The sequence below is a fragment of the Alistipes provencensis genome, assembly GCF_900083545.1.
In the GTDB taxonomy this organism is placed as follows: Bacteria; Bacteroidota; Bacteroidia; order Bacteroidales; family Rikenellaceae; genus Alistipes; species Alistipes provencensis.
Window position 1 is genome coordinate 3,536,067 of record NZ_LT559262.1, and the last position, 14,794, is coordinate 3,550,860.

Below are 14,794 nucleotides of genomic sequence, written 5' to 3' on the forward strand. Positions count from 1 at the left end.
TTCCGTTAGCTGATTTTCAGGTCCTGCTCGACGATGTCCTCCTCGATGCGCAGGTTGTCGATGATGAAGCCCTGCCGTTCATAGGTGTTCTTACCCATATAGAACTCCAGCAGGTCGTGGATCGGGTCGTCCTTCGTAATGCGGACCTTGTCCAGCCGCATGTTCTCGCCGATGAACTCCTTGAACTCGTCGGGCGAAATCTCGCCCAGACCTTTGAATCGCGTGATCTCGGCGTTGACGCCGCATTTGGCGACGGCCTTCAGCCGCTCCTCCTCCGAATAGCAGTAGAGCGTCTCCTTCTTGTTGCGCACGCGGAACAGCGGCGTCTGCAACACGAACAGATGCCCCTGACGGATCACCTCGGGGAAGAACTGCAGGAAGAAGGTCATCATCAGCAGGCGGATGTGCATGCCGTCGACATCGGCATCGGTGGCGATGACGACCTTGTTGTAGCGCAGGTTGTCCATATCCTCCTCGATGTTCAGCGCCGCCTGAAGCAGGTTGAACTCCTCGTTCTCGTAGACCACCTTTTTGGTCAGCCCGTAGCAGTTCAGCGGCTTTCCGCGCAGCGAAAAGACCGCCTGCGTGCGCACGTCGCGGCTCTTGGTGATCGAACCCGACGCGGAGTTACCCTCCGTAATGAAGATCATCGACTGCTCGGCCAGCTCGTTCCTGTCCGTGCGGTGGATCTTGCAGTCGCGCAGTTTCTTATTGTTCAGGCTCACCTTCTTGGCCGTTTCGCGGGCCTTTTTCTGGATGCCCGAGATCGCCTTGCGCTCCTTCTCGTTCTCGACGATCTTTTTCTGGAGAACCTGAGCCGTCTCGGAGTGTTTGTGCAGGTAGTCGTCGAGGTGCTTCGCAAGAAAGTCGCCCACGAACGTATTGACCGACACACCCGGCTCGATCTCACGCGAACCGAACTTGGTCTTCTGCTGGTTCTCGAACACCGGATTGGAAACCTTGATCGAGATGGCCGCCATGATCGACGTGCGGATGTCCGACGGATCGTAGTCCTTGTGGTAGAACTCCTTGACGGTCTTGGCGACCGCCGCGCGCAGCGCCACCTGATGCGTACCGCCGTGGATGGTGTGCTGTCCGTTGACGAACGAGTCGTAGCTCTCGCCGTAGCCCGTGCCGTGGGTGATGACCACCTCGATATCGTCGCCCGTCAAATGGATCGGGGGATAGAGCGGCTCTTCGGTCAGGTTGTCGTTCACAAGGTCCAGCAGGCCGTTTTTCGACACATAGCTCTTGCCGTTGAAATTGAGCGTCAGTCCCAGATTCAGGTAGCTGTAATTGCGAATCTTCTGCTCGACGTATTCGAGGTTGTAGGCGTACTGGCCGAAAATCTCCTCGTCGACGCGGTACGAAATGAACGTGCCGTTCTTCTCGTGGACGCCGCTCTCCCACTTGTCGCTGACCTCCAGACCTTTGGAGAAAGTCACCGTGCGGGCTTCGCCGTCGCGCACCGAACGGGCCGTGAATTCGCTCGAAAGCATGTTCACCGCCTTGACACCCACGCCGTTCATGCCGACGGTCTTCTTGAAGGCCTCGCTGCCGTACTTGCCGCCCGTGTTCATCTGTCCGACGGCCGCCGAGAGCGACTTGAGGGGGATTCCGCGGCCGTAGTCGCGCACCGTGACCACCTTGTCGGCGATCGTGATGTCGATCTGCTTGCCCGCGCCCATGATGAACTCGTCGATCGAGTTGTCGACGACCTCCTTGATAAGCACATAAAGCGCCTCGTCAGGCTGCGAACCGTCACCCACCGTGCCGACGTACATGCCCGGACGCAGCCGGATATGCTCCCGCGGGGAGAGGGTCACAATGGCGTCGTCGCCGTAGTTGTCTGCGTTTGTATTGAGTAAATCTGCCATAATCTATTGCTGTTTCCGGATTTCGGCGAGCGCCTCGCACATGCGGTCGCGAACCGTCTGCATCAGCTCGTGGGTCTCCGCGGCGGCGACCTCCGAAGCCGGGACGGGAGGCAGCACGCGGACCGTGATCCGGTTGCCCCAGTTGAAAGCCAAATTCTTTTTAATAAGCGTTTTGGTTCCGGTCATCACCACCGGAAGGATGTCGACGCCGGCCTCCTTGGCCAGCGTGAAGGCCCCGGCCTTGAAACGGCCGATCTCGCCGTCCTTCGAGCGCGTGCCCTCGGGGAAAATCGCCACCGAAGCCCCGCGCGAAATCCACATCCTGCCGTCGCGGACCAGTTGTTCCAGCGCTTCGGCGGCACGGCCGCGGTTGATGCAGATGTCGCCGTGCAGCACGAGGTACTGCCCGAAGAAGGGCGTTTTAAAGACCTCGCGTTTCGACACCCAGCGGAAATTGAGCGGAATATAGTAGAGCGCCGGAATGTCGATCACCGTGTTGTGGTTCACGACGATGACATAGCGTTTTTTGCGGTCGATCAGCTCCCGGCCGATGATCTTCTGCCGCCAGAAGGGCGGGACGAAGAAGAAGATCCGCACCAGAATGCGCGACAGCTCGTGCACCACGCGGCGGCCCTTGTCAAAAGGATAGCAGAGGACCAGCGCAAGGGCCGACAGAATCATGAAAAAAGTGCACAGAAGCACTAAAAAAAGGTAATATAAGGCGCTCAACATAGTGTCCGGGGACAATTAGCCACATTAATTCAATCTGCAAATTTAGGAAATATTTCCCGGGATTCCTACCCCGCCAGTCGGCGATTTTTCAACAAAATATCCACGACACCTATTTTTAAGGGGCGAACAAACGGGGGCGTGAAAAAAAGTTACGCGAAAATTTGGTCCGCGGCCGGGGGGGGGTATCTTTACACCCCGAGAATACGCTCACAAGACCTTCGGGCGAGCATATACATAAGTATCGGAAATTTTCTGAAATTTTTAGTACTATGTGTTGCATAGTATAAATATTATTACATATCTTTGCGACAACAAATAAAGTGCAAAGCAGAATATTATGAAAAGACTGATCCTCCTCATCGTCATCTTGGCCTCGGCCGCAAGCCGGCTCTCGGCAGCCCGCCTCTACCCTTCGACGGGCCGCGTGGTGGACGAGCAGGGAAATGCCGTCGAATATGCAACGGTCGTACTGCTGAAAGGCTCCGAACAGGTGGCGGGCCGCACGACCGACGCCCAAGGGCGTTTCGAGCTGAAAGCCGCGCCGGGCAGCTACACGCTGCAAATCCAGTTCCTCGGGTTCGACCCCGTGACCAAGGCGGTGCGCGTGGAGCTGGATAACGATCTGGGCGACTTCGTGATGCGGGCCTCGGCGACCGGCATCGAGAGCGTGGTGGTGAAGGCCCGGCTGGTGCGGCGCGAGGCGGACCGGTTCGTGGTCGACGTGGCCAACGCCCCGGCGGCCATCGGCAAGGACGGCGTGGAACTGCTGGAACGCGCCCCCGGCGTCTGGATCGACGGCGAGAAGATCTCGATCAACGGCAAGAGCGGTTCGAAGGTCTACATCAACGACCGGGAGCTGCGCATGGAGCCCGAACAACTGCTCACCTACTTGCGGTCGCTCCGGGCCGAGGAGATTCAGAAAATAGAGGTCGTGCCCACCACGGGCGCCGACTACGACGCCGATTCGGCGGGCGGCATCATCCGCATCACGCTCAAAAAACGCCGCGAGAACGGCGTCGACGGCTCGGTATCGTTCAACACGACGCAGGCCGGGATCGTTCACAAGTACGACCCCTCGGCCAACATCAACATCCATTCGGACCGCGTGGACTTCTACGCCTCGGCATGGGGATCGTTCGCAAAAGACAAGACGACGACCGACGAGCAGACCCTCTACAACGCCGCGGACAAGGAGCTGAACGCCCATTCGGACATGAAGGGCCGCAACCGCAGCTTCGGGGCCAGCGCCGGGACGGTCTTCGAGATCGACAGCAAAAACAGCATCGGCGCGGAGTTCGAATACTGGCGCAACCGCAACAAAGAGCCGAACAACACCTACACGGATTTCCGCGACGGCGGGACGACGACACGCACGGACAGCTATTTCGACAACCTCAACACGCGCAACAACTATTCGGCGACGTTCAACTACATCCGCAAGATCGACACGCTGGGGTCGACGCTCAAACTGCTGGCCGACTACACGCGCCGCGAGACCGATTCCCGCAACGACAACGAGAGCCGCATCACGCTCCCCGGAGGCGTCCTCGACTCCATCTACCGCGACAATGCCGCGAGCCTCTACAACATCGCCACGGCGACGCTGGCCCTCGAAAAGAACTTTTCGCCCCGCTGGTCGCTGAAAGCGGGCGCCAAGTACACCTACAACGACATGCACAACGACGCGCTCTACGAGTATCTCAAGAGCGACGCATGGGTGCGCAACGAGCAGCAGAGCTTCACGATCAACTACACGGAGAACATCGCGGCGGCCTACGGCATCGCCTCGGCCCGGCTCGGGCGCTGGAGCCTCGTGGCGGGAGTGCGCGGCGAGTACACCCACACGACGGGAAAAGACGTCGGGCAGGATTACTTTTCGCTCTTTCCCAACGCCAACGTCTCCTACTCCTTTTCCAAGGAGAAGGGCTGGTCGCTGATCGCCCAGTATGCCCGGACCATCGAGCGGCCGCGGTTTTGGGCCCTCAGTCCGCAGCGGATGCAGATTTCGGACTACACCTATCAGACGGGCAACCCGTCGCTCGACCCAGCGTTCAAGCACGACGTGAGCCTGACGCTGGTGGCGCTCCACAAATACACCCTCACGGCCGGGGTGCAGATCGTAGGCGACGAGATTCAGCAGACGATGATGGCCGACCCGGAGAATCCCGACCTGCTGCAACTGGCGTGGGTCAACTACGACACCACGAAAGGCTATTATTTCTCGGCCAACCTGCCGTTCCAGCCCGCCAAGTGGTGGCAACTGAACGCCAACATCACCTACATGCGCCGCGGGCAGCGTGTCGAGCAGCACGGCGCCGAAGAGTTCTTCAACTGGGGATTCGTCAACCTCTCGACCACCTTCACCCTCCCGGCGAAATTCTACATCGACCTCTCCTACCGCTACCAGAGCCGGCTGGATCTGGGCAACTGCTGGGTGGAGCCCGACCACCGGTTGCAGGCGGGGATCAAGAAACGCTTCGGCGACCGTTTCACCGCCTCGTTCTCGGTGGAGAACCTGCTGGACCAAGGACAGTTGATCGGTGCGCGCGGCGACGGGTTCGTCCGCACGGTGAAAGCCAAACAGACGTGGAGCAACCGCTCCTACCGCATCGGAGTGACCTACAACTTCAAGTCGGGAAAAGCCTTCAAGCGCAAGGCCGTCGAGGCGGGATCGGCCGACGAGAAGAGCCGGCTGTAAAGGCTATTTTGTCCGGCGGATGCGCGGGAGCGGCAGGCGGTGAGCCCAGCGCACGGCCCAGCGCGGCAGCCGCGGGCGGGCCATCCAGCGGGCCAGATGGGTGACGGAGGTGGGGATGCGGATCGACTTGCCCGCGATGATGAGCGTCACGGCGACGAGGATCAGCGACACGCCGACGCCGATGCGCAGCGTGAACTGCTCGCCGAAGACCACGACGCCGAAAAACAACGCCGTGACGGGTTCCAACGCCCCGAGGATCGCCGTGGGCGTAGAGCCGATGCGACGGATGGCCCCGGCCATCGTCACCAGCGAGACGATCGTCGGGAAGAGCGCCAGCGAGACGGCGTTGACCCACATCAGGGGCGACGGAATGGCCTGCAAGTCCGCACCGCCGCGCAGCCGCACGACATAGACCAGCGACCCGAACAGCAGGCTGTAGAAGGTGAGTTTCTCGGTCGAAAGGTTTTTGAGCGACGAGCGGTTGACGCCGACGATATAGACGGCATAGGCGAGCGCCGAGAGGAAGACCAGCAGCACGCCCACGAGGCTCAACGTCGCGCCGTCGCCCCCTTTGTACAGCAGCCCGATGCCCCCGCACGCCAAGGCGATCGAAAAGACCGTGGCGGCGGTGACCCGTTCGTGGAAACCGACGGCCATGATGACGGCGACCATCACCGGATAGACGAACAGGATGGTCGAGGCGATGCCGGCATCCATGAGGTTGTAGCTCTGGAAAAGCAGCAGCGACGACAGCGCGAAAAGCACGCCCATCACCGCCAGAGGCAGGATGTCGTGCCGCGTGAGGGCGAACGACTGCCGCCGGAAGAGCATCAGCGCCCCCAGCATCACCACAGCCAGCACATAACGGTAGAAAAGGACCGAATCAGGGCTCATACCCACCCCGTAAAGGGGCAGCGCGAAGAGCGGATTGAGTCCGTAACTGGCCGCGGCTATGGCTCCCAGCACATAGCCGCGCGAGCGTTCGGAGATCATTTAGAAAGTCACCTGCGGAGCGGCTTCCGAGCCTTCGGCAGACTCGAAATAGGGCTTCTGTTCGAAACCGAACATCCCGGCCACCAGATTCGCCGGAAAACGGCGCACGGCGACGTTATAGGTCCGGGCCATATCGTTGAAATCCTTGCGGGCGACAGCGATCCGGTTCTCGGTGCCTTCGAGCTGGGCCTGCAGTTCGAGGAAATTCTGGTTGGCCTTCAGGTCGGGATAGCTCTCCGAGACGGCGATCAGCCGCCCCAGTGCGGAGCGCACCTGCGCCTGCGCCTGCTGGAACTGCGCGAGTTTCTCGGGCGTCAGGTCGTCGGCCGAAAGGTTGATCGACGTGGCTTTGGCGCGCGCCTCGGTCACCTCGTTCAAGGTCTGGGTCTCGTGGGCCGCATAGCCCTTCACCGTATTGACCAGATTGGGAATCAGGTCGGCACGGCGCTGGTACTGCGTCTCGACATTGGCCCAGGCGCCCTTGAGCCCCTCCTCCTTGTTCACGAAACCGTTGTACGTCGCATAAAAGAAGATCACCACCACGGCGACTACGCCGATCCAAATCCATTTTTTCATCTTTCCTATTTTTTAATCGTTACTTCTCCTTTTTAATGTCCCTTTTGATGGCAAAAGGGACCTAAAACCATCCGCAAGGCGAAACCTTTCACAACTGCAACTCTACCATTTGGAACCGGCCCCGCCGCCGCCGAAGGAACCTCCCCCGAAACCACCGCCGAAGCCGCCGCCCGAACTGCGGCCGAAACCGCCGCCGATGATCGTCCCGCCGCCGGCCCCCCCGCCGAAATTGTCGTCACGGAGGTTTTTGGCCTGCCGTTTGACCACGGCGCCGCAGTTCGAACAAACATAGGTATACTCCACCAGCCGGTAGTTCTGCGTGGTATTCACCACCCACTGCGACTGCTGTTTCAGGCCTTGTTTATGGCACACCGGACAACGGCGGGCGAAATATTGGTTCACGAGCACCAGTCCCAGCGGGACGACCACGAAGCCGAAGACGATCAGGAAGATCATCCACGCCGGAAGCTCATCGCCGGAATCGCCGCTGAGATCGACTTCGCCGCCCTCGAGGATCGTGGCCGCGGCTTCAATGCCCGCGACCATGCCCGCGCTGTAATCCCCCGCGCGGAACGCTGGGAGCATATAGGTCATCTGAATGCGTTTGCAGAGCGCGTCGGGGAGGATACCCTCCAGTCCGCCGCCCGTGACGAAGCGTATTTCGCGCAGCTCCTTCACCAGCAGGATGCCCAGTCCGTTGTTGCTTTTGGCCGAGCCTACGCCCCAGCCGCGGAACAGCCCGACGGCGAACGAAAAGGTATCGCCGCCCGCGATGTCGTCGACGGCGACGACGGCAACCTGCGCAAGTCCCCGTTCGCGCAGCGACGCACAGACGGAGTCGATACGCGCCACGGCCTCTGCGGAGAGGATGCCGTCGGGATCGGAGACATAGCGCTGCCGGTCCATACGCTGGACGTTGGGAATCTGCTCCGGGCGATAGGTTCCCGCAAAGGCGGGCAGCGCGCAGACGAGCAGCAGGCAAAGGATCGTGATCTTTTTCATAACCTCGGGAACAAAGATACGAATAAGCGAGCGCAAAAGCAAGTTCGCCTGCATTTTGCCGGGCGGAAGTATTTAAGGCGAAGCCAAAGATAGGAAAAAATGGGATTCGGCACCTCCCCGGACACGTTTCCGCCGAAGCAGAAAAACGGCGGCACACCTCCGGGGTATGCCGCCGCGCCGTCACGCCGCCGGGCCGGTTATCAGAACCGGAACCCGAGGTAGAAACGCACGGAGCTGGTTTTGAACTTGCGGTCGGGAACCTTCATCTGGTCCATCACGTCGCCGACCGACGGGGTGTCGCCGTCCGTCAGGTCGTCCTCGTCGAAAGCCGACTCGTCGAATTTCAGCCCGTCGTATTTGGCCGTGCCCCAGCGCCACTCGACTCCCACCGAAAGGACTTTCCAAGCGAGGGTGCAGCCGGCATTGCAGAACGTCACATAATGATGATGCACGGTCTCGTCCATGTAGAGGAGCGAATAGGAGGGCGTGACGCGGAAATAGCCGCCGATCTTGAGGTGATGCACGGGGTTGACCGTCAGCGACGGACCGAACTGCATGCCGATCTCGGCCTGATGGATGTCATACGACTCCTCTTCGAACTCCTTCATGGCGAACTTGGCGTAGTTGATGTCCATCCACGACCAGTCGAGGCCGAATTTCAGCATGCCGAAAAGCGGTTTCCGGTGCAGGTAGTAGGTCTTGCCCCAGCTCACCGAAGCTCCGAGATCGCTCCTGAGCTCCCCGCCGTAGGTCCGGTCGGTGAGCGTCTGCCGGACATAGCCGAGGTTGAAATACTTGGCGCGGCCCTTCCAGACGGCGCGGTTCAGTTCGGCCGTCTCCGTCTCTTCCACACGCGACGAGAGTGCGTTCACAACCTGTTGCAGGGAGTCCAGCCGCGACTGATTCTCCTGAGCGTATATCCCGGTCGAAACAAGGACCAGAAGGATGCAGACTGAAAACTTTTTCATGGCCACTAACTATTTTTTCTTCCACGTCCGCCGTTCCGTCTCGCCGTCCTCGGACTGTTCGGTGACGAGCTTCTCCTTCGTCCAAGTAAAGACTTTCAGTTGACTCCGATAGTCGCCGTAGTTCAACGTCAGCACCGGATTCGCCCACGCCCATGTACCGCGGTCGGTGTAACTCTCCGGTTCCTCCTCCCCGTCTCCCGGAATGTTCACCTCGTAGACGAACGTTTCGTCCCCGTTCAGCGTCAGGCTCACGGTTCCCAGACCCGCGGTGTCGCCGCCGTCGGTTCCCTCCTCATCCGTAATCTCGATATGGGTCATGACCCATACACCCGTGAAGGGCGCACCGCCGTCGATCCCGGCATCGTCGTCGCTGTCGTCGCACGAAACAAGTCCCGCGGCACTGACAGATGCCGCAACCAAAAGATACAAAGCTCCCGTCCGGAGCGCTCTCAAAGAAGAAAACAGTGTTTTCATTTGCATAAAAAATTTTATTGGATTAGAAAAAAGGGTGCATGAAGGTATGACACGACGATGCGCGCGGACGAAACGAATCATCCGCGGAGCGTCGGCGGCAGGGCCGACACAGTGTATATCAGTTATTTTCGGGGGGGGGAGTTACGGCGCAATGCGGCGAGGACCGGCAGACGGTCCTTATCCGGAGAATATTTTACGACAAAAAACATGCGCTGTACTACTTTGGTCCCGGCAAAGATAGAAAAAATTTCGCAAACCTGTTCAATGCGTCCGTATCCGGACATTTCCCCCGGTGCAGCCACGGCCGGAAGAGTGCCGCCGGCAGGAGCGCATCAGTCGAAATCGGCCGGGAATGCCAACAACTGGTACATCAGAGCCTTAGCCATGCGCCGGTGCCCCTCGGCATTGGGATGCAGGCGGTCGGTCTGCCCGTCGCTGAAATAACGGACGTGGGAGTCGGAAAGGGGGTAAAGGCCGCTGATGCTGTTGAGATCGATCACCGGGACGGCCCAGACACCGCCGGCCTCGCGGATTTTTGCGACATAGGCATCGACGTAAAGTCCCAGCCGGTTGGGGAACGATTCGTCGGGCTGGACGTTCCGTTCGCTGAAGCGCGCATAGCCCCGGTGGATCGGCGTAAGCAGGATGATCTGACTGGCCGGAAGATGCTCCTTCAGGTAAGCGAGCACGGCGTTGATCCGTCCGCAGAGGGTTCCCCGGTCGGCCGAGGGCGTGCGACGCATCCGCGTTCCGGTCACGGAACCCGGCATCGGGCACTCCGTCTCGGCGACGTCGTACCACTCGCCGAGCGGCACGGCGCTATTGAAATCGTTGGTCCCGGCGAAGATGACGACGGCATCGACGGCGTCGCCCCGCTCGGCGCAGAGCCGCTCGGCCTGCCCCAGCACGTCGGACCATTGGTGGCCGTTGATCCCGTAGACAAAAGGCACGATGCCCAGCATTTCGGCCAGATACTGCCAATAGTTTTTCGTCGTGCCGACATGACGCTCGTCGGTGATCGAGTCGCCGAGAAAGGCGACCCGTTTGCCCAGCCACTGGCTCTGCACGAGGGTCGTTCCGGCATCGGTCTCCTTGTTTTTCCGGGCCCTTCCGTCCGAGGCCCCCGCAGGTCCCGCCGCCAGCAGCAGGGCCGCCAGCAGGCATACTATCTTCCGCATATTCATAGGTTTGAGGTTCATCGTTTATCGGTCCGCCGCGTCAGTATCCGGTAGCTCCACGGCGCCATATCCTCCTCAACGCGGCCCCGGAGCTCGAAGGGTTCGTCCGTCATGGCGTCGGTGTACATTCCGGCATAGATGCCCGTATAGTAGTCGGCATGGATGGCGTAGGGCGAGAGGTTCATGACCGCCACGACGCGGTTGCCGTCCGTCTCGCGGACCATCGTCATCAGGCAGTCCTCGGCGTTGTTGCGGATCTCGGTCATCGCCCCGCCCCGCTCCCCCGCGGCGAGGGCCGGATTATCGTGCCGCAGCGTCGTGAGGCGGCGGTAGAATTCCGTGAAGGTGTTGGCGCCGTAGGACGGGATCGGGTCGCGGTCGAAGAAGGCGAACGAGTGGTCGTAGCCGATCTCCTGCCCGGTATAGATCAGCGGCAGGCCGCGCGGAACGACGAACGTGAAGACCGCCATGATCTCGCGGGCGTCGCCCAGACGGGTGAATTCGGAGCCGCTCCACGAATTTTCGTCGTGATTCGAGGTGAAAGCAAGCCGCATGGCCGAATCCGGGTAACGGCCACGGTCGGCCCAAATGTAGTCGCGCAGGGAGGTAACGCGCACCTGCTGCCGGGCGACGTCGTTCATCAGGTGGTGCATCTCCCAAGCGTAGCAGGCATCGAAAGCCCCCTCCTCGAAGAGATTCCGCTCCTCGGCCTCGGCCAGCATAAACAGGTCGGGTTTCACCCGCCGCAGGCGCAGCGACACATCGTTCCAGAAGCCGATGGGCACCAGCATCGCCATGTCGCAGCGGAAGCCGTCGACGGCGTGCTGCGTGATCCAGAACTCCATGGCGTCGCCCTGTGCCTGCCAGACGTCGCGGTTGGCATAGTTGAGCTTCGCGGTGTCGGACCAGTCCCACGGCACGGCGGGCTCGCCTGCGGCATCGCGCTCGTACCACGAGGCGGGCGCCTCGGCGATCCACCGGGCGTCGCGGGCCGTGTGGTTGGCCACCCAGTCGAGCAGGACCTTCAGGCCGAGGCGGTGGGCTTCGGCGACGAAGGCGTCGAAATCGGCCATCGTGCCCAGTTCGGGATTCACGGCGCAGTAGTCGCGGATCGAATAGTAGGAGCCCAGCGAACCTTTGCGCTCGGCCTCGCCGATCGGATAGATCGGCATCAGCCACACGGCGTCGACGCCGAGGTCTCGGAGAAAAGGCAGTTTCGCGGCGGCGGCACGCAGCGTGCCTTCGGGCGTGAGCTGGCGCACGTTCATTTCATACAGAACGGCCTGATAGCTCCATTCGGGGTGCAGGTTCATCGGTTGTTTTCGATTGGATGGATGATGCGGGTTTCGACGGTATGGCGTTCGCCGCAGAGGGCGATGGTGACGGGGTCGCCTTCGTTCGTGACTTCGACGGCCGTGCGCGTGACCTTCACGGTGAGCACGCGGCCCCGGAAGCCGACCTTGAACGCCAGCGACTCCCACCCCCCGGGCAGCCGGGGATCGAACGACAACACGCCGTCGCGGACACGCATGCCCCCGAAGCCCTCGACCACCGAGAGCCACGATCCGGCCATCGAGGTGACGTGGCACCCCTCGGCGACCTCGCGGTTGTAGTCGTCGAGGTCCAGCCGCGCCGTACGCAGGTACATCTCGACCGCCTTCTCCATGTCGCCGAGGCGTGCGGCGAGGACGGCGTGGACGCAGGGCGAGAGCGACGATTCGTGGACGGTGCGCGGTTCGTAGAAGTAGAAATTGCGGCGGAGGGTGTCGAGGTCGAACTCCTCGCCGAAGAAATAGAGTCCCTGCAGGACGTCGGCCTGCTTGATGAAGCACGAGCGCAGGATGCGGTCCCACGACCATTTCTGGTTGATGGGCCGCTGGGACGGGTCGAGGTCCTTCACGAGCGTCTGCTCCTTGTCCAGATAGCCGTCCTGCTGGAGAAAGATGCCCAGCTCCCGATCCTCGCCCAAGTACATATTGTCGGCGATGCGGTGCCACACGGCGGTTTCGGCGGCCTCGTCGAACGCCCGTTTCGCGCAGATGCGGGCATAGTCCGCAGGGCGGTTTTCGCGCACCCAGCGGGCCGCCTCGACAGCGTAGCGGAGGCACCAGCAGGCGATATAGGAGGTATACCAGTTGTTGTTGACGTTGTTCTCGTACTCGTTGGGGCCCGTGACGCCCAGCAGGACGTATTGCCCCCGCGCGTCGGACCATGTGATGCGCTGGGCCCAGAAACGCGCGATGCCCACGAGCACCTCCAGCCCGCAGTCGGCGAGGTACTGTTCGTCGCCCGTATAGCGGATGTAGTTGCGGATGGCATGGGCGATGGCGCCGTTGCGGTGGATCTCCTCGAAGGTGATCTCCCACTCGTTGTGGCACTCCTCGCCGTTGATCGTGACCATCGGATAGAGCGCCGCACCGTCGCGGAACCCCAGTTTGGCGGCGTTCTCGATGGCTTTGTCCAACTGGTTGTAGCGGTAGACCAGCAGTTCGCGGGCCACCTCCTGCCCCGCCGTGGCCATGTAGAACGGCAGGCAGTAAGCTTCGGTGTCCCAGTAGGTGACGCCGCCGTATTTCTCGCCCGTGAAGCCCTTGGGGCCGATATTGAGCCGGGTATCGACCCCGGTGTAGGTTTGCAGGAGCATGAAGATGCAGAAGCGGATGCCCTGCTGGGCCGCGGGGTCGCCCCCGATGGCGATGTCGCACCCGTGCCAGCGGGCCGCCCACGCCTCCTCCTGCTCTTTCAGCAGGGCGTCGAAGCCCGTCCGCAGGCCGTCGAACGCATGCCGGCGCGCGCGGCGGCCTCGATGCCCGCGGCGGCGTCCTCGAACACCACACAGTTTTCGGGCCGCACGCCGGCTGCCGATGCCCCTTTCACGAAAACCTCGGGGTCGGGCTTGGGATGCGAGACCCCGGTGCCGTCGACCACGGCGTCGAACAACGGGCGCAGTTCACAGCGGTCGAGGATCGTCGCGGCGTTCTTCGACGCCGAACCCAGCACGGTCAGCACCCCGTGCGCACGCACGTCGCGCAGGAATGCCACGGCTCCCGGAAGCACCTCGCGGGGCGTCATCGAGGCGACATACGCCAGATAACGGGCGTTCTTCTCCGCGGCGAGACGCTCCTTTTCGGCCGGGGAGAAGCGATTGTCCATTCCTCCGGCGCGCAGCACGATGTCGAGCGAGGCCATGCGGCTCACCCCCTTGGTGGCTTCGCCCGCGGCGGGCGTGAACTCAAAGCCCAACTCCCGGGCCAGCGAGGCCCACGCCAGGTAGTGGTAGCGGGCCGTGTCGACGATTACCCCGTCGAGGTCGAACAGGCAGCAAGCGATCATTTTTCGTAATTTCGGACGTTAAAGATACAATTTTTTCCCGACATCCGCCCCATTGCACACACACTTGTAAAATAACTGGGTAAAACGTCGTTTTATTTCTATAAATAATTACTATCTTTGCGTTCGTAAATTCACTAAATACGCCTTATTCAAACCATGAAGCAACTCCGTCTTCTGATCGGGAGCTCGATTCTCGCTATCCTGCTCGTTTCGTGCGCAGCACAGAAACGTGTGTGGTATCTGCAGGACGCACAGCCGTTTACTCCCGAACAAATTGCCGAAAACGGCCAGATACGCATCAAGCCCCTCGACCGTCTGACCATCGTCGTCAACAGCAAGGACCCCGAGCTGGCCGTGCCGTTCAACTCCTCGACATCGTACAATTCGCTGACGGGAAACAGCGTCAGCAACGCGGCCAGTTCGCAGGCGCTGCAAATGCGCACGGTGGATGAGAAAGGCATGCTCGACATGCCCGTGATCGGCAAGATCGAATGCGCGGGAAAGACCCGCAGCGAGCTGGCCGAGGCCATCGCCGAAAAGATCAGGGAGGGCGGCTATATCAACGACCCCACGGTCAACGTGCAGTTCGCCGACATGAAGATATCGGTGATCGGCGAGGTGCTAAGACCCGGATTCTACGACGTCACACGCGACAAGATTTCGATCTTCGATGCGCTGGCCATGGCCGGCGACATGACCGTCTACGGCGTGCGCTCGGAGGTGATCGTGACGCGCGAGGTCGACGGGGTGCGCACCATCCAAGTCCTCGACCTCACGTCGAAGGAGATCTTCGACTCCCCGGCATTCTACCTCCAGCAGAACGACGTGGTATACGTCAAGCCCAACAAGTACAAGGCGCAGGCCGGAGAGATCAGCCAGAACCGCAACTTCTACCTTTCGCTGGTGGGCACCGCCATCTCGGTGGCGACGCTCATCGTAACCCTTACCAAATAGCCGCCCGAC

The 14,794-nt window shown here is 61.1% G+C and carries 13 protein-coding genes; 2 read left to right on the forward strand and 11 right to left on the reverse strand.

All coding sequences use genetic code 11. The features are described from left to right. Positions 1-5: 5 nt before the first annotated feature. Positions 6-1,877, reverse strand: a complete 1,872-nt coding sequence (locus BN5935_RS13860) for a DNA topoisomerase IV subunit B (RefSeq protein ID WP_064976620.1) — start codon at positions 1,875-1,877, stop codon at positions 6-8. Between the two features lie 3 nt (positions 1,878-1,880). Next, positions 1,881-2,558: a lysophospholipid acyltransferase family protein gene (locus tag BN5935_RS13865; RefSeq protein WP_147625844.1), complete on the reverse strand. Its 678-nt coding sequence runs from the start codon at positions 2,556-2,558 to the stop codon at positions 1,881-1,883. Between the two features lie 388 nt (positions 2,559-2,946). On the opposite strand from BN5935_RS13865, the gene BN5935_RS13870 reads away from it, so the two are divergent. After that, positions 2,947-5,307, forward strand: coding sequence for a TonB-dependent receptor (locus tag BN5935_RS13870; RefSeq protein WP_064976622.1), 2,361 nt, complete (start codon positions 2,947-2,949; stop codon positions 5,305-5,307). A gap of 3 nt (positions 5,308-5,310) precedes the next feature. Here the strand turns inward: BN5935_RS13870 and BN5935_RS13875 are convergent, their stop codons facing one another. The 9 genes from BN5935_RS13875 to pgmB all read right to left on the reverse strand — a co-directional run bounded on the left by BN5935_RS13875 (position 5,311) and on the right by pgmB (position 13,831). Then, positions 5,311-6,300, reverse strand: a complete 990-nt coding sequence (locus BN5935_RS13875) for a DMT family transporter (protein WP_064976623.1) — start codon at positions 6,298-6,300, stop codon at positions 5,311-5,313. After that, on the reverse strand, positions 6,301-6,876 hold the full coding sequence (locus BN5935_RS13880) for a LemA family protein (RefSeq protein WP_064976624.1): 576 nt from the start codon (positions 6,874-6,876) through the stop codon (positions 6,301-6,303). It abuts the gene before it with no gap. Between the two features lie 102 nt (positions 6,877-6,978). Next, complete coding sequence (locus BN5935_RS13885; protein ID WP_064976974.1) at positions 6,979-7,878, reverse strand: TPM domain-containing protein; 900 nt, start codon at positions 7,876-7,878, stop codon at positions 6,979-6,981. A gap of 200 nt (positions 7,879-8,078) precedes the next feature. Then, the gene (locus BN5935_RS13890; protein ID WP_064976625.1) at positions 8,079-8,846 is read right to left on the reverse strand and encodes a hypothetical protein; all 768 of its coding nucleotides are present in this window, start codon (positions 8,844-8,846) and stop codon (positions 8,079-8,081) included. Positions 8,847-8,855: 9 nt separating this feature from the next. Next, entirely contained in the window at positions 8,856-9,320 is a 465-nt protein-coding gene (locus BN5935_RS13895; RefSeq protein ID WP_147625845.1) for a hypothetical protein, read from the reverse strand. 332 nt (positions 9,321-9,652) lie between these two features. Then, positions 9,653-10,498: an SGNH/GDSL hydrolase family protein gene (locus BN5935_RS13900; RefSeq protein ID WP_394330950.1), complete on the reverse strand. Its 846-nt coding sequence runs from the start codon at positions 10,496-10,498 to the stop codon at positions 9,653-9,655. A gap of 17 nt (positions 10,499-10,515) precedes the next feature. Continuing rightward, positions 10,516-11,811 carry an alpha-amylase family glycosyl hydrolase gene (locus tag BN5935_RS13905; RefSeq protein ID WP_064976628.1) on the reverse strand — a complete coding sequence of 432 codons (1,296 nt, stop codon included), beginning with the start codon at positions 11,809-11,811 and terminating at the stop codon, positions 10,516-10,518. Next, positions 11,808-13,142, reverse strand: a complete 1,335-nt coding sequence (locus BN5935_RS13910; RefSeq protein WP_235821120.1) for a glycosyl hydrolase family 65 domain-containing protein — start codon at positions 13,140-13,142, stop codon at positions 11,808-11,810. The genes BN5935_RS13905 and BN5935_RS13910 overlap by 4 nt, the downstream gene beginning before the upstream one ends. A gap of 98 nt (positions 13,143-13,240) precedes the next feature. Further along, on the reverse strand, positions 13,241-13,831 hold the full coding sequence (gene pgmB, locus BN5935_RS13915; RefSeq protein ID WP_235821121.1) for a beta-phosphoglucomutase: 591 nt from the start codon (positions 13,829-13,831) through the stop codon (positions 13,241-13,243). A gap of 156 nt (positions 13,832-13,987) precedes the next feature. On the opposite strand from pgmB, the gene BN5935_RS13920 reads away from it, so the two are divergent. Further along, positions 13,988-14,785 carry a polysaccharide biosynthesis/export family protein gene (locus BN5935_RS13920; RefSeq protein WP_064976629.1) on the forward strand — a complete coding sequence of 266 codons (798 nt, stop codon included), beginning with the start codon at positions 13,988-13,990 and terminating at the stop codon, positions 14,783-14,785. Positions 14,786-14,794: the final 9 nt, after the last annotated feature.